This window comes from Burkholderia sp. A2 (assembly GCF_001729305.1).
Taxonomy (GTDB): Bacteria; Pseudomonadota; Gammaproteobacteria; order Burkholderiales; family Burkholderiaceae; genus Burkholderia; species Burkholderia sola.
In genome coordinates this window covers 1-23,191 of record NZ_LZXX01000135.1, presented here as the reverse complement: position 1 = coordinate 23,191, position 23,191 = coordinate 1, and the positions used below count along the sequence as shown (strand labels likewise).

At 67.0% G+C, this 23,191-nt stretch carries 21 protein-coding genes; 11 read left to right on the top strand and 10 right to left on the bottom strand.

The genetic code is table 11. The annotated features are described in order from the left end of the window. Positions 1-247 precede the first annotated feature (247 nt). From lpxK to adk, 4 genes are all read left to right on the top strand, one after another. Positions 248-1,276 carry a tetraacyldisaccharide 4'-kinase gene (gene lpxK / locus A9Z05_RS30130; protein ID WP_069621273.1) on the top strand — a complete coding sequence of 343 codons (1,029 nt, stop codon included), beginning with the start codon at positions 248-250 and terminating at the stop codon, positions 1,274-1,276. Next, positions 1,257-1,451, top strand: a complete 195-nt coding sequence (locus tag A9Z05_RS30125; protein WP_006482216.1) for a Trm112 family protein — start codon at positions 1,257-1,259, stop codon at positions 1,449-1,451. Before lpxK ends, A9Z05_RS30125 begins: the two co-directional genes overlap by 20 nt. A 124-nt stretch (positions 1,452-1,575) precedes the next feature. Beyond that, positions 1,576-2,367 (top strand): 3-deoxy-manno-octulosonate cytidylyltransferase, encoded by a 792-nt coding sequence (kdsB, locus tag A9Z05_RS30120; protein WP_050017063.1) that lies wholly within the window; start codon positions 1,576-1,578, stop codon positions 2,365-2,367. A gap of 208 nt (positions 2,368-2,575) precedes the next feature. Next, positions 2,576-3,238 (top strand): adenylate kinase, encoded by a 663-nt coding sequence (gene adk / locus A9Z05_RS30115; protein WP_050017061.1) that lies wholly within the window; start codon positions 2,576-2,578, stop codon positions 3,236-3,238. 192 nt (positions 3,239-3,430) lie between these two features. Here the strand turns inward: adk and A9Z05_RS35525 are convergent, their stop codons facing one another. Then, positions 3,431-7,795: an autotransporter domain-containing protein gene (locus A9Z05_RS35525; protein WP_084044498.1), complete on the bottom strand. Its 4,365-nt coding sequence runs from the start codon at positions 7,793-7,795 to the stop codon at positions 3,431-3,433. An 863-nt stretch (positions 7,796-8,658) separates the two neighbouring features. Between A9Z05_RS35525 and A9Z05_RS30105 the strand changes: the two genes are divergently transcribed. Further along, a complete protein-coding gene (locus tag A9Z05_RS30105; protein WP_256122130.1) occupies positions 8,659-9,441 on the top strand; it encodes an SDR family NAD(P)-dependent oxidoreductase in 783 nt (260 codons plus the stop codon). Between the two features lie 30 nt (positions 9,442-9,471). Here the strand turns inward: A9Z05_RS30105 and A9Z05_RS30100 are convergent, their stop codons facing one another. Next, on the bottom strand, positions 9,472-10,314 hold the full coding sequence (locus tag A9Z05_RS30100) for a SirB1 family protein (protein ID WP_011546044.1): 843 nt from the start codon (positions 10,312-10,314) through the stop codon (positions 9,472-9,474). Between the two features lie 8 nt (positions 10,315-10,322). Next, positions 10,323-11,873 carry a murein biosynthesis integral membrane protein MurJ gene (murJ, locus tag A9Z05_RS30095; RefSeq protein ID WP_069621272.1) on the bottom strand — a complete coding sequence of 517 codons (1,551 nt, stop codon included), beginning with the start codon at positions 11,871-11,873 and terminating at the stop codon, positions 10,323-10,325. Between the two features lie 304 nt (positions 11,874-12,177). On the opposite strand from murJ, the gene rpsT reads away from it, so the two are divergent. Then, positions 12,178-12,450: a 30S ribosomal protein S20 gene (gene rpsT, locus A9Z05_RS30090; protein ID WP_006482211.1), complete on the top strand. Its 273-nt coding sequence runs from the start codon at positions 12,178-12,180 to the stop codon at positions 12,448-12,450. Positions 12,451-12,612: 162 nt separating this feature from the next. On the opposite strand, the gene A9Z05_RS30085 is transcribed toward rpsT, so the two are convergent. Next, complete coding sequence (locus tag A9Z05_RS30085) at positions 12,613-12,933, bottom strand: DUF3579 domain-containing protein (protein WP_011546046.1); 321 nt, start codon at positions 12,931-12,933, stop codon at positions 12,613-12,615. Between the two features lie 411 nt (positions 12,934-13,344). Between A9Z05_RS30085 and argF the strand changes: the two genes are divergently transcribed. Next, entirely contained in the window at positions 13,345-14,274 is a 930-nt protein-coding gene (gene argF / locus A9Z05_RS30080; RefSeq protein WP_006482207.1) for an ornithine carbamoyltransferase, read from the top strand. 84 nt (positions 14,275-14,358) lie between these two features. Here the strand turns inward: argF and murB are convergent, their stop codons facing one another. Beyond that, positions 14,359-15,408 (bottom strand): UDP-N-acetylmuramate dehydrogenase, encoded by a 1,050-nt coding sequence (gene murB / locus A9Z05_RS30075; protein ID WP_069621271.1) that lies wholly within the window; start codon positions 15,406-15,408, stop codon positions 14,359-14,361. A 135-nt stretch (positions 15,409-15,543) separates the two neighbouring features. Here murB and A9Z05_RS30070 point away from each other — a divergent pair, with 135 nt between their 5' ends. Further along, positions 15,544-16,029: a YajQ family cyclic di-GMP-binding protein gene (locus A9Z05_RS30070; RefSeq protein ID WP_006482217.1), complete on the top strand. Its 486-nt coding sequence runs from the start codon at positions 15,544-15,546 to the stop codon at positions 16,027-16,029. 79 nt (positions 16,030-16,108) lie between these two features. On the opposite strand, the gene plsY is transcribed toward A9Z05_RS30070, so the two are convergent. Both plsY and ybaK read right to left on the bottom strand, forming a co-directional pair. Continuing rightward, complete coding sequence (gene plsY / locus A9Z05_RS30065; protein ID WP_069621270.1) at positions 16,109-16,750, bottom strand: glycerol-3-phosphate 1-O-acyltransferase PlsY; 642 nt, start codon at positions 16,748-16,750, stop codon at positions 16,109-16,111. Positions 16,751-16,866: 116 nt separating this feature from the next. Next, positions 16,867-17,358 (bottom strand): Cys-tRNA(Pro) deacylase, encoded by a 492-nt coding sequence (gene ybaK, locus A9Z05_RS30060; RefSeq protein ID WP_069621269.1) that lies wholly within the window; start codon positions 17,356-17,358, stop codon positions 16,867-16,869. A 235-nt stretch (positions 17,359-17,593) separates the two neighbouring features. On the opposite strand from ybaK, the gene A9Z05_RS30055 reads away from it, so the two are divergent. Then, positions 17,594-19,156: a class I adenylate-forming enzyme family protein gene (locus A9Z05_RS30055; RefSeq protein ID WP_069621268.1), complete on the top strand. Its 1,563-nt coding sequence runs from the start codon at positions 17,594-17,596 to the stop codon at positions 19,154-19,156. 66 nt (positions 19,157-19,222) lie between these two features. Here A9Z05_RS30055 and xerD read toward each other — a convergent pair whose 3' ends face one another. The 3 genes from xerD to queG form a co-directional block, all read right to left on the bottom strand. After that, on the bottom strand, positions 19,223-20,179 hold the full coding sequence (xerD, locus tag A9Z05_RS30050) for a site-specific tyrosine recombinase XerD (RefSeq protein WP_069621267.1): 957 nt from the start codon (positions 20,177-20,179) through the stop codon (positions 19,223-19,225). Further along, positions 20,176-20,646, bottom strand: a complete 471-nt coding sequence (locus A9Z05_RS30045) for a methylated-DNA--[protein]-cysteine S-methyltransferase (protein ID WP_069621266.1) — start codon at positions 20,644-20,646, stop codon at positions 20,176-20,178. Before A9Z05_RS30045 ends, xerD begins: the two co-directional genes overlap by 4 nt. Positions 20,647-20,709: 63 nt before the next feature. Further along, a complete protein-coding gene (gene queG / locus A9Z05_RS30040) occupies positions 20,710-21,945 on the bottom strand; it encodes a tRNA epoxyqueuosine(34) reductase QueG (protein WP_069621265.1) in 1,236 nt (411 codons plus the stop codon). 17 nt (positions 21,946-21,962) lie between these two features. Here queG and tsaE point away from each other — a divergent pair, with 17 nt between their 5' ends. Both tsaE and A9Z05_RS30030 read left to right on the top strand, forming a co-directional pair. Further along, positions 21,963-22,514 (top strand): tRNA (adenosine(37)-N6)-threonylcarbamoyltransferase complex ATPase subunit type 1 TsaE, encoded by a 552-nt coding sequence (gene tsaE / locus A9Z05_RS30035; protein WP_069621264.1) that lies wholly within the window; start codon positions 21,963-21,965, stop codon positions 22,512-22,514. Next, positions 22,496-23,191: AMIN domain-containing protein (locus A9Z05_RS30030; protein WP_141723511.1), on the top strand; the 696-nt coding region annotated here is incomplete at its 3' end. The genes tsaE and A9Z05_RS30030, both read left to right, overlap by 19 nt.

The following is a 23,191-nucleotide window of genomic DNA, read 5'->3' as shown; positions in this document are numbered from 1 at the left end:
TCATCCGATTCGATGCCCGCCGGGCGGGCGTTTGACGCGATCGAGCGGGGAGTTTTTCACAGAGTTATCCACAGGCCGCCTCGATCCCGCCCCGCGAGCCGCGGCGGCCCGTCGCGCTTGCCGCGCCGGCGTGCGGCGCGCTAGAGTGCCGCCTTCCACGGACCCTGCGGCATGCGCCGCCCAACGGAGAATCCGCCTTGACGAATCCGTCCCTCGCCGCGGCACCCGACGCGCCGCGCCCGGCCCGATGAGCGCGCCCGGCACCCCGCTCGCGCGACTCGAAGCGCGGCTGACGCGCGAATGGCAGCGGCGCGGCGCGCTCGCGTGGGCGCTCACGCCGTTCGCCTGCGTGTTCGGCCTGTGCGCGGCGCTGCGGCGCACCGCTTACGCACGAGGCTGGAAGCAGCCGGTCGACGTCGGCGTGCCCGTCGTCGTGGTCGGCAACGTGACCGTCGGCGGTACCGGCAAGACGCCGACCGTGATCGCGCTCGTCGACGCGCTGCGCGCGACCGGCTTCACGCCCGGCGTCGTGTCGCGCGGCTACGGCGCGAACGTGAAGGCGCCGACGGCCGTCACGCCGGCGTCGCGCGCGGGCGCGGCCGGCGACGAACCGCTGCTGATCGCGCGCCGCACCGGCGCGCCCGTGTGGGTGTGCCCGGACCGCGTCGCGGCCGCGCAGGCGCTGCGCGCCGCGCATCCGGACGTCGACGTGATCGTCAGCGACGACGGCCTGCAGCACTACCGCCTCGCGCGCACCGTCGAGCTCGTCGTATTCGACCACCGGCTCGGCGGCAACGGCTTCCTGCTGCCGGCCGGCCCGCTGCGCGAGCCGCTGTCGCGGCATCGCGACGCGACGCTCGTCAACGATCCGTACAGCGGCGCGCTGCCGCCGTGGCCCGACACCTACGCGCTCGCGCTGACGCCGGGCGCCGCATGGCACCTCGACCAGCCCGCCCTGCGCTGCCCGCTGTCGCAATTCGCGAACGAACGCGTGCTCGCCGCGGCCGGCATCGGCGCGCCGGAACGCTTCTTCGCGACGCTGCGCGCGGCCGGCCTCTCGCCGGCGACCCGCGCGCTGCCCGACCATTACGCGTTCGCCGACAATCCGTTCGTCGACGACGCCGTCGATGCGATCCTGATCACCGAGAAGGATGCAGTAAAATTGGGCGCTTCCTGGCGCGACGCCCGACTGTGGGTGGTCCCCGTCGAAGCCGCGCTCGACCCTCGCCTCATTGCCCTCGTTGTGGAGAAACTCCGTGGACGCTCGCCTGCTTGAAATCATTGTGTGCCCTATCTGCAAAGGCCCGCTCCACTACGACCGTGCCGCGCAGGAACTGATCTGCAACGCGGACAAGCTCGCGTACCCGATCCGCGACGGCATCCCGGTGATGCTCGTCGACGAAGCGCGACAGACCGTCGAAGGCACGCCGGTCGATCCGGCGGGCCGCTGAATCGCCGGGCCGCTCGCCCGGCGCACCGATTTGCACCCGACGGCCCGGCCCCGGCCGGGTCGCCGCACTCCGCCGGGCGACCGGCTTCCGGCGTCGCCCGCCCCGTCCTTCTCAGCGCTCCCCGATGACTCAGCCGCAACCCTTCATCGCCGTCATTCCCGCCCGGCTCGCGTCGACGCGGCTCCCGAACAAGCCGCTCGCCGATCTCGGCGGCAAGCCGATGGTCGTGCGTGTCGCCGAACGCGCGCGCGAAGCGGGCGCGCAACAGGTGCTCGTCGCATCCGATGCGCAGAGCGTGCTCGACGCGGCGCGCGATCACGGCTTCGAAGCGGTGCTCACCCGCGCCGATCATCCGTCCGGCACCGACCGGCTCGCGGAAGTCGCGGCGGCCTTCGGCTGGCGCGACGACACCGTCGTCGTCAACGTGCAGGGCGACGAGCCGCTGATCGACCCCGCGCTCGTCCGCGACGTAGCGTCGCACCTGGCCGCACATCCGGCGTGCGCGATCGCGACCGCGGCCCACCCGATCCACGACGCGGCCGACGTATTCAACCCGAACGTCGTGAAGGTCGCGCTCGACGCGCAGAGCGTCGCGCTGTACTTCTCGCGCGCGCCGATTCCGTGGAGCCGCGACGCGTACCAGCCACACTGGCCAGACGTCTCAGCCATGCCAGCACCGGCTTTCCCGGTCTACCGGCACATCGGCCTCTATGCGTATCGCGCGCGTTTCCTGCGCACCTATCCGTCGCTCGCGCAGGCGCCGATCGAACAGGCCGAGCAGCTCGAACAGCTGCGCGCGCTGTGGCACGGCGAGCGCATCGCAGTGCTGATCACCGAGTCCGCGCCCGAAGCCGGCATCGACACGCCGGCCGATCTCGCACGCGTGCAGGCCCTTTTTCAGCCGGGTTCAAAATAACCCGTGGCATAATCAGGCGATTGTGCGAGCCGTCCGCGACCAGCGCGTCCTCGCTTGACCCCGCCCATGGCCCTGCCGGCAGCCGCGCGTCACTCGACCCGACGCGCCGCATCAGACCGGTCCGCCATGCGCCGTGCAAGCCCCGCGCCCGCCGTCGCCGACGCCTTTGCGTCTCGCCACACGAATCTACATACTTGGAGATATCACCATGCGTTTGATCCTGTTGGGCGCGCCCGGCGCGGGAAAGGGCACCCAGGCAAACTTCATCAAGGAAAAATTCGGGATTCCGCAAATCTCGACCGGCGACATGCTGCGTGCGGCCGTCAAGGCCGGCACGCCGCTCGGCGTCGAGGCGAAGGGCTACATGGATGCCGGCAAGCTCGTGCCGGACGCGCTGATCATCGGCCTCGTCAAGGAACGCCTGAAGGAATCCGACTGCGCGAACGGCTATCTGTTCGACGGCTTCCCGCGCACGATCGCGCAGGCTGACGCGATGAAGGACGCCGGCGTCGCGATCGACTACGTGCTCGAGATCGACGTCCCGTTCTCGGAAATCATCGAGCGCATGAGCGGCCGCCGCACGCACCCGGCATCGGGTCGCACGTACCACGTCAAGTTCAACCCGCCCAAGGTCGAAGGGCACGACGACGTGACGGGCGAACCGCTGATCCAGCGCGACGACGACAAGGAAGAAACTGTCAAGAAGCGTCTCGAAGTGTACGAGGCGCAGACCAAGCCGCTGATCACGTACTACGGCGACTGGGCGCAGCGCGGCGAGGAAAACGGTTTGAAGGCGCCGCAGTATCGCAAGATCTCGGGCCTCGGCACCGTCGACGAAATCCGCGAACGCGCATTCGACGCACTGAAGTAAGCAGCGCGTCCGTGCATCGCAATGCCGCCCTTTCCGGGTTAATGCCGTTCAGTTGATTGAGGTTTTTCCGACAATATCGAACGATATAACGGGCAGGACGGGACTTGACGGCCCGATCGCATTTGCGATCGGGCCGTTTTACGTTGACGAGCAGTCTGACGTACTCACTCGATCACTTAACCGAACGGCGCGTCAGAAGCTGACATTGACGGTCGCTTTCACGCCGTGCTGACGCGTGCTGCCTGTGATCTGTCCGTCGTAGGACAGTCCGAGGCGGGCCGACGGCGTGACGGCCATATCGAATCCCGCTTCAACCAGCGCAGCGTTTTTTGCCAGCGGAACGCCCGCGACGGTGAAGGCATTGCCGGTCGAAAAGGCATGAGTCGACAGCGGCGTGGTGTCGCCTAGCGCATGCCGCCAGCCGAGCGAGCCGCGAGCGGTGATTCCGATCCCGCCGATATCCAGTTTCGTCGACGCCCTCAGGCCGAGCACGGTAAACATGGTATTGGTGCTCTGCGCCTTTCCATGCAGCGCCGCCTCTCCGCCTTGCTCGGAGAAACCGTTGCTGTGCAGTCGGCTATACGCCAGATTGACGAAGGGTTCGACGGACGCCGACGGCAAGTCGATGCGATAACCCAAATCGGCGAAGGCCTGGAACGTTCCCGCACCATAATGGCCATTCAATTTGTCGGAGAAACCGGGAAACTCGACCGAGCGGCTGGTCCCTATCCGATGCCAGGTATGGGTCAGCCCCGTGCGCAAGCTGAGCGCGCCTTCAGGCAGATTCCAGCGGGTGCCGGCATAGGCGCCCAGGTGGTAGTTGTCACTGTTGCCCGATGAGGCACGATCCGCCACATGGGTGCTGGTACGGCTATAGCCCGCCAACAGGCCGAGCCGCCACGTGTCGAAGACCTGCGCATCGGCACCCAGCAACAGACCGCCTGTCGAACGATTGAGCGACGCGGCGTTGCCATCGCTACCGGCATGGCCCCACTCACCGAATCCCCGGGCCCAGGCGGCACCACGATTGCCCGCCGGGCTGGCGAGTGTCATGTGTCCGTCTTCATGGGCCGTGACCGGCGAAGAGGATGCGGCAACATCGTCGAAAGCGGCACGCAGGCGGTCAGTAGCGGCATCACGGACGATATGGCCTTCTTCGATGAGGGCCGACTTCATCGACGCATGGATTTCACCCGATAGCTGATCGAAGCTGCGGCGGATCAGGTCGCGGTCATCCGGAAGCTGTGCAATCGCATCGTACACGGCGTGTCCGCTATCGAACCCGATCGAGTCGATGGCGTTGGCCGTCGCGGTCTGGTTGCGGGTCATCGCAACCGAGGCGAACGCCCGATCCTTGCGGACGAGCGTGAGGTCGACGGTCCCGAGATCATAGTCATAGCGCAGTTTCGGATCCAGGAAAGCGAAGTCCGAGGTCACATCGCCGAACGCACCGACAAGACTCTTGTCGGAGGACAGGATCGTGTAGGTGGAACGCAGCTGGTACTTGCCAGTAGCGCCGACGTGGGCGACCGTGCCCCCGTCGAGCCGCGTGTTGCCGCTGACGTGAACCAGGTCCGAATCCTTGCCATCCGGATTAACCTCGACCACGAACCGCGCCCCCTTCTTGAATTCGAGATCGCCATCCACCGTCAGCGTGCCGATCGAATTGCCCGGCGACAGAGTACCCGCATCGGCGACGGTAACGGTTGAACCGACCCCCGAACCGATCGTGCCCGAGCCAGCCAGGATACCGCCCGTCCGAACCTGCATCGAGCCGCCGAGCTTGCCGTTTACTACCAGCTTGCCATCTTCGACTTGAGTCAGGCCGGTGAAACCGGTGTTGTCCTCTTGCATCAGGAGCGCGCCGCTGCCGCTTTTGACGAACAGGCCCGCGCCGGACAGGGCGCCTGCATAGGCAGCATCGCCCTTCTGGTCGAACGCGAGGCTAGCGCCGGCGGCGATGTCCGCGTTGCCGCCAAAACGCTCGGCCTCGGTAGTCAGGGCACCGGCCTGAATCGACCAGTCGAGCGACGAGTGACCGGCGAGCGTGAGGTTGCCCTCGCCTTGCTTGAGCATCTTCCCATCGTGGTCTCCGAGGCCGCCGATATTGCCGGCGAATGCAGCATCTTCCCCCTGATCGAAGACCACCGTGCCGGCATTGCCGATGTTTCCGGAAATCGACGCGGCATTGCCGATCAAGGTACCCGCCTGGACCTGCGTATTGCCATAGGCATTCTCGACGCTGCCCAGACGCAACGTGCCGGCTCCGCTTTTGAGCAGATCGCCGTCGCCGGACACCCGGCCGGTCAGGCCCAGCGCGGTGCCGTCGGCCACGTCGAACTGCCCTGCCTGCGACAGCGTCACGCTGCGGCCGGTGTCAAAACTGTCCGTCGTCTTCAGCGTGCCGCCAGTGAAGGTCAGGCCGCCGCCGCTATCACCGAGGTTCCCGTCCCGGGCGACCTGCAAGGTGCCATCTGCCAGCACGGTGCCGCCGCTGTAGCTGTTGCTGCCGGTGAGGACGGTAGTGCCGCTGCCCATCTGGACGACCTGCCCCGTGCCGCCGATGGCGCCGTCGAATGTCAGGCTGTCATTGCGGTTGAAGGCAAGGGTGCCGTGGTTGACGACATCGCCGACGATTGAACCTGTGCCTCCGCCATTGCCGAGTTGCAAGGTGCCGGCGGCGATATGGGTGCCACCGCTATAAGTATTGTCCGCCGAAAGAACCAAGGTCCCAGCCCCCTGCTTGGTCAGAACCTTGCCGCTCCAGCCGGCAGCGGGATTGGCCGCCTGGTCGGCGAGCGCGATTCCGACATCGAAGGTGTCCGTGTTGTCGGCGAGCGTGAACGTGCCATGGGCCAGGTTGTTGCCCGCGGTCCAGCTCAAACCATAGCTCGCCAGGTACTGTGTCTGGTCATCGGACTTGCGCGTGTTCAGCGTGAGGTAGTCCACCGTGCCATTGAAACCACCGACGGTGACCTTGCTGAAATCGCCCTCGATGTGGGAGCGGGCATCGATCAACACCTTGTCCAGCTCGCTCGCCTCGCTGATACCGCTCAGGTTGAAGACAACGTCGTTGCCCAGCGTCACGTACCCCGCCTGCACGGCAGGCGTCTGCGCATCGGCGACAAGGGACAGGACAGACTGCTCGCCCATTGCCAGCTCGGCTGCCACCGCGAGGGTGGCGGCCCCCTTCACCGCGAGTGTGCTTCCCGCACCGTTGACGGACAGATGGCCGTCCAACTGGCTCGAGCGGCCCGAACTCCCGTCACCGAATTGCAGGGTCCCGCCGGAGACCTCCGCCGAGCCACCTATCCGGTCCGCAATGATCAGCGTCCCGCCGGATACCGTCGTCACGCCTTTGAACCGGGCATTGTCGCCGGTCAGGCGCGTCTCGCCCGACAGCTGATTGATCCGATGACGGTAACTGCTTTCGCCGACAAGCGCCGTACCGAACGTATAGTCCGTGTCCGCATGATTGAAGTTGAGCGTGGCATTGCCGCTACCAAACTTGAGTTCGTTGGCATTCAGGACGCCTGCACGTGCTGCGGGATCGCCGGCTGCCGAGCCGATATTGAGCGTGCCGGAAGAACCCGATGCCCACCCAAGTTCGGCGGTGTCGGCCGATACGACGCCGCTGTCCGCCAGCGTGAGCGCGCCGGCGCCGCTGAACCCGATGGTCAGAAGCTCCCCGGCCGCCCACGAGGAACCCGGCCCGGAGACGATGGCACTGCCGCTTCGAAAAACGCCGACGGTTGCCTTGGCGCTTGATACTCGCCCCCCCTGGTCGACGGTCAACGTTCCGTTGCCCCAGCCGCCGATGTACACATCGCCCGAATTCTCCCAACTCGCGTTCTTGGTGACGTGGACGGAACCGGTGCTGCCGGCGTTGCGGCCGACGATGGCATTTCGGGACGTGACGCTGCCTTCGTTCTCGAGGGTGAGCGTGCCGGTGCCAAGTTCCCCGACGAAGAGATCCCCCCGGTTCTCCCACGTGGATCCCGGGCCGGACACCCTGACCGTGCCTTTGCCGGCCACCTCATTGCCCACGACGCCATCCGTATTGGTCACCTTGCCGCCGTTCTCGATGTCCAACGCACCTTCACCCCGGTGGCCGACCTGAAGAGCAGCCTGGCTGGACCAGATCGAGCCCTGGCCGGAGACGATAGCCGAACCCACGCTGCCTGCGGCATTGCCGATAGTGGCGGTTCGTGTATTGAACACTTTGCCACCGTTACTGATCTCCAGCCTGCCGGCGCCTGTATCGCCGACGGTGAGCGTATCGGTATTCCACTCCGACGATGAGCCGGCCGGTGGTGCAGGGGCGATATCGCCGCTACCTTCGACGAGGGGCGTTTGCGCGAAGACCGCCGGTGCGAGCCCTGAAGTGACAAGGGAGACAAGGGCCAGTGCAGACAGCGCCCCGCTTACCCTGGGCGAAGTACGTCGCCGGCGCACGATCGGCCGGCCAGCCTGCTTGCCCTGTTTACGGGCATGTTCACCCACGACCTGCCAGAGGCCGAGCCCGCGATTGAAAACGATACGATAAACACGATTCATAAAAGCTGCTCCATTCCGCTTGCTGGCGACAGGTTGACCGCCCGCGCGTCAGCACCGACACCGGACCATATAAACTTAAAGATCATTTGAAATAATTCTAAAAAGGTCGCCTACTTTTCCGACGATTTCCCAATCGCCACCTTCGGCGGATGTGCCAGCAAGATATTTTCGAATTACCCGTGTGCTTGGCCGACTTTAATTCGGGATTGGCCTGCGCCTCATAGACCATGCTCCTGAGTCACCGATCATGCACGGCGCCAGAGCAAGTTGACCCGAGTTTCATTGAATAACCGCAAGCAATCGAGATTGCCCAACATCGATTTAAATCACCATTCAATGCGGAGAAAATCAAATCCGCGAAGTAGATTTTCGATGAAAACAAAAATCCATGAAATAGGACCGGTACCATTACATTCCAATCACCTCTAGTACTAGTACGAATTTCGGTTTTCGCCGATCCAATGCAGGGCTAGCAACCGAAAAATCTTCAACAATCAACGAATTACGCGCCCATTTTTGGGACGGGATTGACCTGCCCTCTCAGCAAACAGGACCGGCAGCGCTTGGGCCAAGCGCCGATAGCATCGCTGTTTGGAACAGGCCGCACAGGCACGAGGCAAGCAGGACGCCGCTCGTCATGGCGTCAATGGACTTTGTCTGTCGGTCACGGACGACACCACGCCACGCACGCCGGACAGTCCGGCGAAACGCTAGCTTGTCCAATCCGGATGCCCGGCACGACCGTGCCGGTCTCGCCGGCGCCGGCAGCGCCCCGTACGATCGATCGACGCATGGGCCGCGTGGACCGGCGCCCCGGCCTTTCCTCCGATCGACCGGCATCGGACGCAACCAAGGAGACAGCGATGGAGAATCGCGGCAACGTCTTTCCGATCACGGGCGGCGCATCGGGCCTCGGCGCCGGAACGGCCCGCATGCTCGCGCAGGCCGGCGGCAAGGTGGTGCTCGCCGACCTGAACGAGGCGGCCGGCATGGCCCTCGCGAGCGAGCTGGCGGTCTGTTCGTGCGCTGCGACGTATCGAGCAAGGCCGATGCGCAGCGGCCCTCGACGCGCGCGGGCGCGCTGCGCGGCCTCGTCAACTGCGCAGGCATCGCGCCTGCCACGGAAACCGTCGGCAGCGCGTCTCCTCGACGTGTTCGCGAAGACGGTCAATGTGAATGTGATCTGTCCCTTCGACATGATTCGGGTTGCGGCCGCCGCAATGGCCGCGACCTTGCCCAACGACGGCGGCGAGCGCGGCGTGATTGTCAGCACCGTGTCGGTCGCCGCCTACGACGGTCAGATCGGCCCGGCCGCCTATGCGGCGTCGAAAGCCGGCGTCGCAGGTATGACGCTGCCGATCGCACGCGACGCGTCGCGCAGTGGCATCCGCGTGATGACGATCGCGCCCGGGCTGTTCGAGACGCCGATGCTGCTCGGCACGCCAGGACGTGCAGGAGACGCTTGGCGCGATGGTGCCGTTCCCCCCGCGGCTCGGCAAACCGACGAATACGCGATGCTGGTGCGCCAGATCGTGAGAACCGATGCTCGACGGAAAAGTGATCCGGCTCGACGGCGCGATCCGGAGGCAGCCGCAGCAAAGGCGAGCCACTGCAAACGAAAAACGCCCGTGATGCGGGCGTTTTGACGTTCTGGGTTCCGGCGATACCGCGACGGCTCAATCCTCGCCGTCGCGCTGCATCCGCTGTCGCAATTCGCTGACCTGCGACTCGACGACGGTCGCGTCTTCCGCCTCGGGCCGCTCGCCGAGATACTGCTCGAGATCCTCGAGCGCGGGGCGCAGATAGTCGAGCCGCGCATACGCGAAGCCGCGGTCGCGCACCTCGTCGAGTTGCTCGGGCAACAGGATCACGAGCCGCTGCTGCACCGCGAGCAGCCGTTGCCAGCGCTCCGTCTGCAGATAGATCGTCTTCAGGTTGCGCAGCATCCGCGCGATGATCTCGCGGCTCGTCGCCGGCTGCAGCAGCGCGCGCAACGCGCTGTCGACGGCGCCGGCCGCCCGCGCGACGTACGGCTCGAGCATCTCGACCATCTCGGCTTCGGACAGCGAATGGCCGTTGGTCGGATCGATGATCAGGTCGCCGTCCGGCAGCGTCACGCGCAGCAGGAAATGGCCGGGAAACGACACGCCGCGCGCCGGCACGCCGATCTGCTCGGCGAGCTCCAGGTACAGCACCGACAGCGAGATCGGGATCCCGCGCCGCCGTTTCAGCACGGCGTTCAGGTGGCTGTTATCGGGGTCGTAGTAATCGTTGTGATTGCACGCGAAGCCGAGTTCGCGGAAGAAGAAGTCGTTCAGCGCGGCGACGCGGCCCTTCAGGTCCGTATCGTCGGCGAGCCGCCGGCGCAGCCGCGCCGCCAGCATGTCGAGTTCGGCCAGCGTGCCCTGCAGGTCGAGGTCGGGATACGCGTCCTGCGCCAGCGACAGCGCGGCTTCCGTGACGGGCAGACTGTCGTCGTCCGCCACGAGCGTGCTGAAGTAGTCGAGGACGCGGGTCATTGCGGTCGTCACTTGGCGCGCCTTCTGAAGTAAGCGTATTTGAAGCCCATCACCCACAACATACCGAAATATAGTGCAGCAAACAGCACGAGGCACGCCGCCATCAGCGCAATGCGATCGAGCGGCTGCGCGCGCATGCCGGTCCAGTCGAAACTGATCGCGCACCAGTGCATCAGGCCCGCGAGCACGAGCGCCGCGCCGACGAGCTGCACGAAGAAGCGCAGCCAGCCCGGCGACGGCTGGTAGATGCCGCGCTTGCGCAGCCCGAGGAACAGCAGCAGCGAATTCAGGCACGCGCCAACACCGATGCTCAGCGTGAGGCCCGCGTGGCCGATCAGTGGCACGAACACGTAGTTCGACAGCTGCGTGACGATCAGCACGCCGACCGCGATCTTCACCGGCGTCTTGATGTCCTGTTTCGCATAGAAGCCCGGTGCGAGGATCTTGATCAGGATGATGCCGACGAGCCCGATCCCGTAGGTCGCGAGCGCGCGCGCGACCATCGTGACGGTATGCGCGTCGAACTTGCCGTAGTTGAACAGCGTCGCGGTAAGCGGCGTCGCGAAGAAGAACAGCGCGAGCGCGCTCGGCGCCGCGAGCAGGAACGTGACGCGCAACCCCCAGTCGAGCAGCGCCGAATACTCGTGCGAATCGGCGTCGACGTGCGCCTTCGACAGGCTGGGCAGCAGGATCGTGCCGAGCGCGACGCCGAGCAGCGCGGTTGGGAATTCCATCAGGCGGTCGGCGTAATTGATCCACGACACGGCGCCCTGCCCGAGCCGCGACGCGATGTTGGTGTTGATGATCAGCGACAGTTGCGCGACGGATACCGCGAACGTCGCCGGCACCATTTTCGCGAGCACGCGCTTCACGCCCGGATGACGCAGCGCGCGCAGCGGGTTGACGCCGATCAGCGGCACCATGTCGATCTTCTTCAGGCCCGGCAACTGGACGAGAAACTGCAGCACGCCGCCGACGATGACCGCCCATGCAAGCGCGTAGACCGGCACCCTCAGGTGCGGCGCGACGAACACGGCCGCGGCGATGAACGCGACGTTGAGCAGCACCGGCGCGAACGCGGGCAGCGAGAAGCTCTTGTACGTGTTCAGCACGCCCGACGCGAGCGTGGTCAGCGAAATGAACACGATGTACGGGAACATGATCCGCGTCATCGTGACCGCGAGCGGGAACGCCTGGCCGTCGGCGTGCAGGCCGGACGCGACCGCGAACACGACCCACGACGCGCCGGCGATGCCGACGACCGACAGCACGGCCAGCGCCCACGCGAGCACGGTGGACATCGCGTCGACGAGCGCCTTCGTCGCATCGTGCCCCTGCTGGTTCTTGAACTCGGCGAGGATCGGCACGAACGCCTGCGAGAACGCGCCTTCGGCGGACAGGCGGCGCAGCAGGTTCGGGATACGGAAGGCGACGTAGAACGCGTCGGTGTATTGACTGGCGCCGAACGCACGGGCGATCAGCGTCTCGCGGGCCAGTCCGGTCACGCGCGACAGCAGCGTGAAGCCGCTGACCGTCAGCAGGGCTCGGAATAGATTCATGGGGCGCTTATTATACGGACGTTGCGCGACCCGGCCATGGGCCGATGCCGAAAAGCGCCGCCACCGCCAGCGCCCCGCCCGGCGGGCGTTACGTCGAACTTGCCACTCGCTTGATTTTGTTGCTATAATCGCCGGTTTCTGGGCTCGTACATGCACGGCAACTGCCGTTTTCATGTCCCGGCCTCGGTTAAAATCACCGTTTTTTTATGCGCCCCTGGGCAATCGTTCTCAGGGGACGGATCGAAAAGCAGCGCTTGGCCGTCAGGCTCCAAGCTCTGGAAACAGGACAGGATAAGGAACCGTCATGGCTAACTCCGCACAAGCACGCAAGCGCGCCCGCCAAGCCGCGAAGGCAAACTCGCACAACTCGGCGCTGCGCTCGAAATTCCGTACCGCGATCAAGTCGGTTCGCAAGGCTGTTGAAGCCGGCGACCAGGCAAAGGCTGCCGAGCTGTTCAAGGCTGCCGTGAAGACGATCGACACGATCGCCGACAAGAAGATCGTTCACAAGAACAAGGCCGCTCGCAGCAAGAGCCGCCTGGCCGCAGCCGTCAAGGGCCTGCAGGCAGCAGCGTAACTCCGGTGCGCCCGCTCAGGCGGGCGTTCCTGTTTCCTGCGATCACGAAAAAGCCCGCCTAGGCGGGCTTTTTCGTTGCCGGCCGCCGGCGCATCGTGCGCGGCGGCGGCACTGACTTGCCTGACGGCGAGCGCAGCACGTGCCCTCGCCCATCGGCATCACTCATTTCTTCGTGTTGTAGTCCGGCAGTTCGCACGCCTCGGTCACGACGAGGTTGTTGTCCTTCGCGAAATTCAGCACGAAATCGAAAGCCATCGGCTCGATGTCGCGCAACCGCGAATCGAGGATCACGCATTTGAGGTCGCCGAGCATCGTCGGGCGCACGTACAGCGAATACTTGAGACGCGCATTCGGCCCGCTCGCCCCCGGCCCGAAGCAGGCCATCACACCGGCCAGACGTTCCGACCAGTCGCTCGGGCGAAACTTTTTCCCGTCTTTCGTGATGCCCTGGATGAAAAATTCGGTCGGAGGGGTTTCAGCCATGTGGTTACCCAAGTGACGGCCCGGCGATGTCCAGGCAACGGCGCCTGGATACGCGAACACAAAGCTGGAGGGTCGGCCGCACGCGCCGATCGATATCCCGAAAACGGAGCGTCGATGCGCGCCGCCGGTGGACTGCACAGGATTTGTGCAGCGCACGGCTTGTGTCCGGCAGAGCGCGAAAAGCCTTGCCTGCCGGGCTGGAGAAAACTTTTGAATTATACCGCAGCGCGCCATTGCGCGGCGTCCCGACGCCCGCCTCCCGCACTGCCGGTCGCGCGCGGCAATCCTGCCCCGCGTCGCTCCACGGCTCGTCAAAGCACAGAAAATCCTTTATGCTGCTTTGAGTTATCCACACCCGACGGCGGCGCCGTCCGGCCTCGCTGCCGGGTGAGACCCGCCGTATTTCGTTTCATGACCGCCAAAACCATTCGTCACTACCTGCAGTTCAAGGATTTCTCGCTGGAAGACTACGAGTACGTGCTCGAACGCACGGGTATCCTGAAGCGCAAGTTCAAGAACTACGAGACCTATCACCCGCTGCACGACCGCACGCTCGCGATGATCTTCGAGAAGAGCTCGACGCGCACGCGCCTGTCGTTCGAGGCCGGGATCTTCCAGCTCGGCGGCCACGCCGTCTTCATGAGCACGCGCGACACGCAGCTCGGCCGCGGCGAACCCGTCGAGGATTCCGCGCAGGTCATCTCGCGAATGGTCGACATCATCATGATCCGCACGTTCGAACAGGACGTGATCACGCGCTTCGCGCAGAATTCCCGCGTGCCGGTGATCAACGGGCTGACGAACGAATACCATCCATGCCAGGTGCTCGCCGACATCTTCACGTACTACGAGCACCGCGGCCCGATCGCCGGCAAGACCGTCGCGTGGGTCGGCGACGCGAACAACATGCTGTACACGTGGATCGAGGCGGCGCAGATCCTCGGCTTCAAGCTGCGCCTGTCCACCCCGCCCGGCTATGCGCTCGACATGAAGCTCGTGTCGCCCGACAGCGCGCCCTTCTACGAAGTGTTCGACGATCCGAACGAAGCGTGCAAGGGCGCCGATCTCGTGACGACCGACGTGTGGACGAGCATGGGTTTCGAGGCCGAGAACGAGGCGCGCAAGCAGGCATTCGCCGACTGGTGCGTCGACGAGGAAATGATGGGCCATGCGAATCCGGACGCCCTGTTCATGCACTGCCTGCCCGCGCACCGCGGCGAGGAAGTGACGGCCGGCGTGATCGACGGCCCGCAGAGCGTCGTGTGGGACGAAGCGGAAAACCGCCTGCACGTGCAGAAGGCGCTGATGGAGTTCCTGCTGCTCGGCCGCCTCAAGCACTGACGCGCGGCAACGCACACGCGTAAAAAAGCGCCGGTCGACGATCGGCGCTTTTCGTTTGGGGGCACCAAAAACCGGCGCGCGCCGTTACAGGCAGACCGGCTCCGCCTCCAGCTCGACACCGAACCGCGCGCGCACGTCAGCCTGGATCGCCCGCGCCAGCGCCAGCACGTCGGCGCCGGTCGCGCCGCCGCGATTGACGAGCACGAGCGCCTGGCGGTCATGGACGGCCGCCGCCCCGAGTGCGCGCCCCTTCCAGCCGCAGCGGTCGATCAGCCAGCCGGCCGCGAGCTTCACCTGCCCGTCCGGTTGCGGATACGACACGACCTCCGGCGCGCGGGCGCGCAGCGCATCGAACTGCGCGGCGTCGATCACCGGATTCTTGAAGAAACTGCCCGCATTGCCGAGCACCAGCGGATCGGGCAGCTTCGCGCGACGGATCGCGACGACCGCATCGAACACGTCGCGCGGCGTCGCCGCATCGGGCGCGATGCCGCGCGCGTCGAGCTCGCGCGTGACGTCCGCATAGCCGAGCCGCGGCGTCCATTGCTTCGGCAGCCGGAACGTCACCGCGACGATCGCGAACCGGCCGCGCCCTTCCCGCTTGAAGAAGCTGTCTCGATAGCCGAACGCGCAGCGCGCGGCGTCGAAGCGCTCGCTACGTCCGGTCGCCAGCTCGACCGCGATCAGCGAATCGAAATACGCCTTCATCTCGAGGCCGTACGCACCGATGTTCTGGATCGGCGCGGCGCCGACGGTGCCCGGGATCAGCGCGAGATTCTCGAGGCCCGGCATCCCGTGCTCGAGCGTCCATGCGACGAACGCATGCCAGTTCTCGCCGCCGCCGGCCTCGACGTACCACGCGTCGTCGTCCTCGCGCACGACGCGGCGGCCGGCGATCTCGTCGAGCAGCACGACGCCGTCGAAATCGCGCGTGAACACGATATTGCTGCCGCCGCCGAGCACGAGTTGCGGCAGGCTCGCGACCCGCGGGTCGCGATGCAGCGCCTCGAACTGCGCCGCTTGCGTGATGCGCGCGGCGAAGCGCGCACGCGCGGCGATGCCGAACGTGTTGTGCGCGGCGAGCGGATGGTCGGGAAGCAGCGACAAGGCGGAATCGTCAGGAGGCATCGGCATTCGCGGTCACGTCGGCCCGGCGGCGCATGGCTGGCCTTGGGCAAACGGAGGGGCATCGGTAAAATGGCAAATAGTCCGCAATTATAGCGAGTGCCCGCGCGCGAGCCGGGTGCCCGCATCTCAAGGGAGAATGCCATGCCATCGTTCGACGTCGTTTCCGAAGCGAACATGATCGAAGTGAAGAACGCCATCGAGCAGTCGAACAAGGAAATTTCGACGCGCTTCGACTTCAAGGGCTCCGACGCGCGCGTCGAGCAGAAGGAACGCGAGCTGACGCTGTTCGCCGACGACGATTTCAAGCTCGGCCAGGTCAAGGACGTGCTGATCGGCAAGCTGGCCAAGCGCAACGTCGACGTGCGCTTCCTCGACTACGGCAAGGTCGAGAAGATCGGCGGCGACAAGGTCAAGCAGATCGTCACCGTGAAGAAGGGCGTGACGGGCGACCTGGCAAAGAAAATCGTGCGCCTCGTGAAGGACAGCAAGATCAAGGTGCAGGCGAGCATCCAGGGCGACGCGGTGCGCATCTCGGGCACGAAGCGCGACGACCTGCAGAGCACGATCGCGATGCTGCGCAAGGACGTGACCGACACGCCGCTCGACTTCAACAACTTCCGCGACTGACCGGCAACCGCCGCGTCGGGTCATCCGGCCGGGCCCCGCACACGCGGCGCGCCCGGCGCGCGGCCAGCGCCGCGCGTTCTCAGGCCTTCCCGCCGTCCTGCGCGCCGCCGTCCGCGGCCGCCTTCTTCTTGTCGCCGATCCGGCTCTCCTGCCCCGCGAGCAGCTTCGAAATGTTGCCGCGATGACGCCACACGAGCAGCACGCTCATCGCGAGCACGGCCCAGGCGACCGGGTTGTGGCCCGGCATGCCGAACAGGAACACGTCGAACACCGGCGCGAATACGGCCGCCACCAGCGCGGCGAGCGACGAATAGCGGAAGAAGAACGCGACGATCAGCCAGGTCAGCGCGGTCGCGAGCCCGAGCACCGGGTGCACGGCGAGCAGCACGCCGGCCGCGGTCGCGACGCCCTTGCCGCCCTGGAAGCGGAAGAACACCGGGTACAGGTGGCCGAGGAACACGGCGATCGCGACCCATGCCACCGCGACGTCGGGCAGGCCGAAGCGCCGGGCGAGCCAGACCGCGATCCAGCCCTTGAACGCGTCGCCGACGAGCGTCAGGATCGCGGCCTTCTTGTTGCCGCTGCGCAGCACGTTGGTCGCGCCGGGATTCTTCGATCCGTACGAACGCGGGTCGGCCAGGCCCATCACGGAACTGACGACGACGGCGAACGACACCGAACCGATCAGGTAGGCAACGAGGGCGGCGAGCAGGATCTGCATGCGGAGGACTCTTCTTTCAACGTATCGGGAAAGGGACGGCCGTGCGCGGCGAGCCGGCAGGCCGAAACGGCGCCCATTCTACCGAACGGGCGCGGGGTGCCACGAAGGTGAAACCCTCAGTCGACGCTCGCGCACTGCACGGGCCGCGCGCCGAGCAGCGACGTGAGCACCGCCGGCGCGAGGCTGACGAGGTAGCCGCGCCGGCCGCCGTTCAGGTAGATCGTCGGCAATTCGAGGATCGTCGCCTCGACGTAGACGGGCATCGTCTTGCGCGTGCCGAACGGCGACGTGCCGCCGACGAGATAGCCCGAATGGCGGTTCGCGACCTCGGGCTTGCACGGCTCGACGCGCTTCGCGCCGATCTGCCGCGCGAGATTCTTCGTCGACACGGTGCGGTCGCCGTGCATCAGCACGATCAGCGGCTTCGCGTGCTCGTCTTCCATCACGAGCGTCTTCACGACGCTGTGCTCGTCGACGCCGAGCTGGCGCGCCGATTCGCCGGTGCCGCCGTGCTCGACGTATTCGTACGGATGCTCGCCGAAGGCGACGCCATGACGGCGCAGCCACTGGGTCGCGGGGGTTTCGGACACGTGTCTGGATTTGCTCATGGCGGCATTTTAATGGCGAACGATCGGCGCGCGCGTGATGGCGTGCCCGCGCCGACGGTATACTCGCGGCCCGTTTTCCGCCGGCCCGCCGCCTCGCCGTCGCGCGTATGCCCATCATCGTTGCGAACATCGTGAAGCGCTATTGCCCGATTGGCTGATTGTGGCGCGCGCGCCCTCATGGCACGATCGTTCGCAAATATCGTCGGCGCTCGCCGGCCACTCATCTGGAGACGCCATGTCCTCGCCCATCCGTTCATCCGAATCGCTCGACGTCGATGCGCTGCTCGCCGCGCTGCCGCGTCGCATCGCCGACGTGCCCGCGCACCGGGCCGCGCAGTCTCCCGCGCATCCGGCGCTGATCGAGGATGCGCGCCGGCTGTCGTACGGCGAGCTGGCGCAGGCCGTCGACGCGGCGGCCGCGCGGCTGGCGCGCCTCGGCGTGCAAGGCGGCGACCGCGTGATGATCGTCGCGGAAAACTGCGTCGCGCAGATCGTGCTGCTGTTCGCGGCCGCGCGCCTCGACGCCTGGGCGCTCGTGTCGAACGCGCGGCTGTCGGCCGCCGAGCTCGACGCGATCGCCGCGCACGCGCGTCCGAAGCTGATCGCGTTCACGACCGACGCATCGGCCGACGCACGCGCCCACGCCGAGCGGCTCGGCGCGACGCCCGCCGGCGCGCTGCCGGTCGACATCGGCGCGTGGTCGTATCGCGTCGATGCGGGCGCGCCCGCCGAACCGGTGGCCGTCGACGGCGCGGGGCAATGCGCGGCGCTGATCTATACGACGGGCACGACCGGTACGCCGAAAGGCGTGATGCTGTCGCACCGCAACCTGCTGTTCATCGCGGCGATATCGAGCACGCTGCGCCGCGTGTCGCCGGACGACGTCGTCTACACGGTGCTGCCCGTGTCGCACGTGTACGGGCTCGCGTCGGTGTGCGTCGGCAGCCTGTACGCAGGCGCGACGCTGCGGCTCGCGCCGCGCTTTTCGCCGGAAGCGGTGCGCGTCGCGCTCGCCGACGAAGGCGTGACGATCTTCCAGGGCGTGCCCGCGATGCACGCGAAGCTGCTCGAACACCTGCACACGCACGGCCACGCCTGGCGCGCGCCGCGGCTGCGCTTCGCGTATTCGGGCGGCTCGCCGCTCGATGCGAACCTGAAGGCCCGCGTGGAGCGCCTGTACGGCGTGCCGCTGCACAACGGCTACGGGATGACCGAAAGCAGCCCGACGATCACGCAGACGCCGCTCGACGCGCCGCGCGCGGACAGTTCGGTCGGCGTGCCGATCCCGGGCGTCGACATGCGGATCGTCGCGCCGGACGGCACCGACGTGCCGCCGGGCGAAGTCGGCGAAATCCGCGTGCGCGGGCCGAACGTGATGCTCGGCTACTACCGCGACGCGGACGCGACGCGCGCAGCCGTGTCGCCGGACGGCTGGCTGAGCACCGGGGATCTCGCGCGGCAGGACGCGGACGGCGCGGTGACGATCGCAGGCCGCAGCAAGGAGCTGATCATCCGCTCGGGCTTCAACGTATATCCGGTCGAGGTCGAACAGGTGCTGAACGCGCATCCGGACGTCGTGCAGGCGGCCGTGATCGGCCGCGCGATCGAAGGCAACGAGGAAGTGCTCGCGTTCGTCGAGCTGCTGCCGGGCGCGGCGGCGGACGAGGCGGCATTGCACGCATGGTGCGCGGATCGGCTCACGGCTTACAAACGCCCCGCGCACATCCGCGTGCTCGATGCGCTGCCGGCCGCGTCGACCGGCAAGGTGCTCAAGCACCGGCTGCGCGAGCTGGTCTGACGCGGCGGGCGCCAGCGGCGCAGCCCGCATCGGCGCCCGCGCCGCGCCGGACGGACGCGTCGCGCGTCAGCCGCGCGGGTGATGCTGTGCGTGCAGCGTCCGGAGCCGCTCGCGCGCGACGTGCGTATAGATCTGCGTGGTCGAGATGTCGCTGTGGCCGAGCAGCAGCTGCACGACGCGCAGGTCGGCGCCGTGGTTCAGCAGGTGCGTCGCGAACGCGTGCCGCAGCGTATGCGGCGACAGGTGCGCGCGCACGTCGGCCTGCTGTGCGTGGCGCTTGATGATGTTCCAGAACTGCTGACGCGTCATCCCGTCGCCGCGCGCGGTCACGAACAGCGCATCGGCCGCGCGTGCGCCGAGCAGCGCCGGCCGCGCATCGCGCAGGTAGCGTTCGATCCAGCCGTGCGCGACTTCGCCGAACGGCACGAGCCGCTCCTTCGACCCCTTGCCCATCACGCGCACGACGCCTTCGTTGAGGCCGACCTCGACGGTCTTCAGCGTGACGAGCTCACTCACGCGCAGCCCGCTCGCGTACATCAGCTCGAGCATCGTGCGATCGCGCAGGCCGAGCGGCGTGCCGATGTCGGGCGCGCCGAGCAGCGCCTCGACCTGCGCCTCGGACAGCGTCGACGGGAACCGGGCCGCCTGCTTCGCCGACGTGATCCGCAGCGTCGGGTCCGCGCTCGCGCGATGCTCGCGCACGGCCCAGCCGTAATAGCGGCGGAACACCGACAGCCGCCGGTTCGACGACGTCGCCTTGCCGTCGCTGCGCGCGGCGATGTAGCCGGTCACCATCGCCTCGTCGGCCGAGTCGAGCGACGCGTCGTGCGTCGCGGCCAGCCAGTGGGAAAACAGCGCCAGGTCGCGCCGGTACGCATCGAGCGTGTTGCGCGCGAGCCCGTGCTCGAGCCACAGCGCATCGCAGAACACGTCGATCGACGTGCGGCTCGCGAGCAGCGCGGGCGATGCCGCGACGGCATCGGTATCGTTGTCGACGTCGGGGGAAATCATCGGTTCGCTCATTGGTACGGCACGCCCTCGTGCGCCAGCAGCCAGCGCTTCACTCGCTGGTAATAGCCGTTGTCGTCGTGGTTCGCGAACCCGCCGAGGCCGCCCGCCGCGACGACGCGATGGCACGGTATCACGAGCGGGAAGTAGTTCGCGCCGCACGCCTGGCCGACCGCGCGCGGCGCACTGCCGATCCGCTTCGCGACCTGGCCGTAGGTCAGCACCGTCCCGGGCGGGATGTCGCTGATCACGTCCCACACGCGGTGCTGGAATGCGCTGCCGACGTCGGCGAGCGGCAGGTCGAAACGCGCCGACGCGCGCTCGAAATAACGTTCGATCTGCTCGACCGCGCGCTTCGCGAGCGCCGAATCCGGATCGACCGACTTCATCGATTCGGGCAGATAGACGATCTCGCGCACCACCGCGGCATCCGTGCGGATGCCGACCTTGCCGAACGGCGCGTCGATGACTGCGTTGAACATTGCCTTCTCCTGACCGGGATGCGCGCGGCCCTGCCCGCGCGCCGACGACACTTTACGCCGCCTTCACGCCGCTCGCAGCGCCCATTCGACATGCTCGCGCACGACCGGCGACGGATCGTCGGCGCGGGCGCGCAGCGCGGCCACGATCGCGTCGCGCGCCGACGGCGCGAGCCGGTCCGCGCCGGCGCGCAACGCATTGCCGAGCCCGACCGCGAGATTGCGCAGCCAGCTTTCATAGCCGATGCGCCGGATCGCGCTGCCCTGCATCCGCGTATCGAACGTCTCGCCGTCCCACGCGAACAGCTCGACGAGCGTCGCGCGATCGAGGCCATGCCGCACGTCGAAATCGGCGACGGGCGCGGCCTGCGCGAACTTGTTCCACGGGCACACGAGCTGGCAGTCGTCGCAGCCGTACACGCGATTGCCGATCATCGGCCGCAGCGGCTCGGGGATGCTGCCTTTCAGTTCGATCGTCAGGTACGAGATACAGCGGCGCGCGTCGACGCGGTACGGCTCGACGATCGCGCCGGTCGGGCACGCGTCGATGCAGCGCGTGCAGCTGCCGCAGTGCGCGCCGGGCGTTTCGGGTGCGCTGTCGGGCGACGTGTGCGCATCGGTCGGCAGCGGCAGGTCGACGTAAATCTCGCCGAGAAAGAACAGCGAGCCGGCATCGCGCTGCAGCAGCAGCGTGTGCTTGCCGCGCCAGCCGACCCCGGCCTTCTGCGCGAGTTCGACTTCGAGCACGGGCGCCGAATCGGTGAACACGCGGTAGCCGAACCCGCCGATCTCGTGCTCGATGCGCTCCGCGAGCGTCTGCAGCCGGTTGCGCAGCACCTTGTGATAGTCGCGGCCGCGTGCATAGATCGACACGACGGCCGCCCGCGGATCGTCGAGCCGCGCCCGTTCGCGCGCGCGCCAGTCGTGCGGCGCGAGCGCGCCGGGCTCGCCGCCGGGCGCGTCGGCCGCGAGCGTTTGGGCCGGCAGGTAGGCGAGCCGCACGGAAATCACGCGTCGCGTACCGGCCACAAGTTCGGCCGGCCGCGCGCGTTTCATCCCATGTTTGGCCATATAATCCATTTCGCCGTGGTATCCGGCTTCCAGCCAGGCGGCGAGGCCCGCTTCGGCATCCGAGAGATCGGTGTCGCTGATGCCGATCGCCCCGAAACCCAATTCGCGCCCCCACGCCCTGATGCGAGCGGCGAGCGCAGTCAACGCCGCATCGTCGAGCGCGCACGGCGCCGCGCCTTCGGCACGAGTCGAAGGCCGGTCGGATGCGGTGCGTTCCGGTAGTCGGTTCATCGCACTATTTTACGAGAATGCCAGCCACGCCCAGCCAACCGCCTCAAGCCATGTTGCCCGCCCCGCTCGCGGAGCGCGTGATCGCGCTCGCCGACGAAGCGGCAACCGAGGCCTTCGGCACCCGCTTCGCGCACGCGCTCGACGCGGCGCGCATCGAGCTCGCCCGCGCCCATGCGTTCGACGGGCTGCAGATCCAGCTGGTCGGCGATCTCGGCGCGGGCAAGACGACCCTCGTGCGCGCGATCCTGCGCGGCCTCGGCCACCCGGGCCGCGTGCGCAGCCCGACCTATACGCTCGTCGAGCCGTACGCGCTCGAGCGCAGCGACGGGGAACTCGAGGTCTATCACTTCGATCTGTATCGATTCAACGATCCGGCCGAATGGTCCGATGCAGGCTTTCGCGAATATTTCAATTCCAGCGCGATCTGCCTCGTCGAATGGCCGCAACAGGCGGGCGCGCTGCTCGGCGTGCCCGATCTGGTTTTCTCGCTCGACGTGGATGGCGACGGCCGTGCCCTCACCGTCCGGGCGTACAGCGCTTCAGGAAAGGCATGTCTCGAAAGATGTTGATCAAACCGTTCCGCTCGATCGAATCGGCGGCCACCGCGACGCACAACTGGCGGCGCCGTCAGATCCTGCGCGCGGGAGCGTCGACGCTGGTGCTCGGTCTCGTCGCGCCGCGGCTCGCGCATGCGTCGTCGGTGCTCGGCGTGCGCGTGTGGCCCGCACGCGATTACACGCGCGTCACGATCGAATCCGACCAGCCGCTGCAGAATAGCCAACAGCTGCTGCAGGGGCCCGACCGTCTGGTCGTCGACCTGAGCGGCCTCGACCTCGACCAGGCGCTGCGCGACCTCGTATCGAAGATCGCGCCGAACGATCCGCAGATCCAGTCGGTGCGCGTCGGCCAGTATCAGCCGCACGTCGTGCGGATGGTGTTCGACCTGAAGGGCTCGGTGAAGCCGCAGGTGTTCACGCTGCCGCCCGTCGGCACCTACAAGTACCGGCTCGTGTTCGACCTGTATCCGGCCGTCGCGCCCGATCCGCTGTCCGACCTGATCGCGCAGACGGAACGCAAGGAACAGGCGCTCAACGACACCGCGCGCGCGCAGCAGATGCAGCCGCCGTCCACGCTGGCCGGCCCGGGCACCCCGCCGCCCGGCGCGGGCGACAACAGCGACGCGTTCTTCCAGCGTTTCGCGCAGAACACGCCGGCCGCGCCGCATACGCCGCCGGCCGCCGGCACG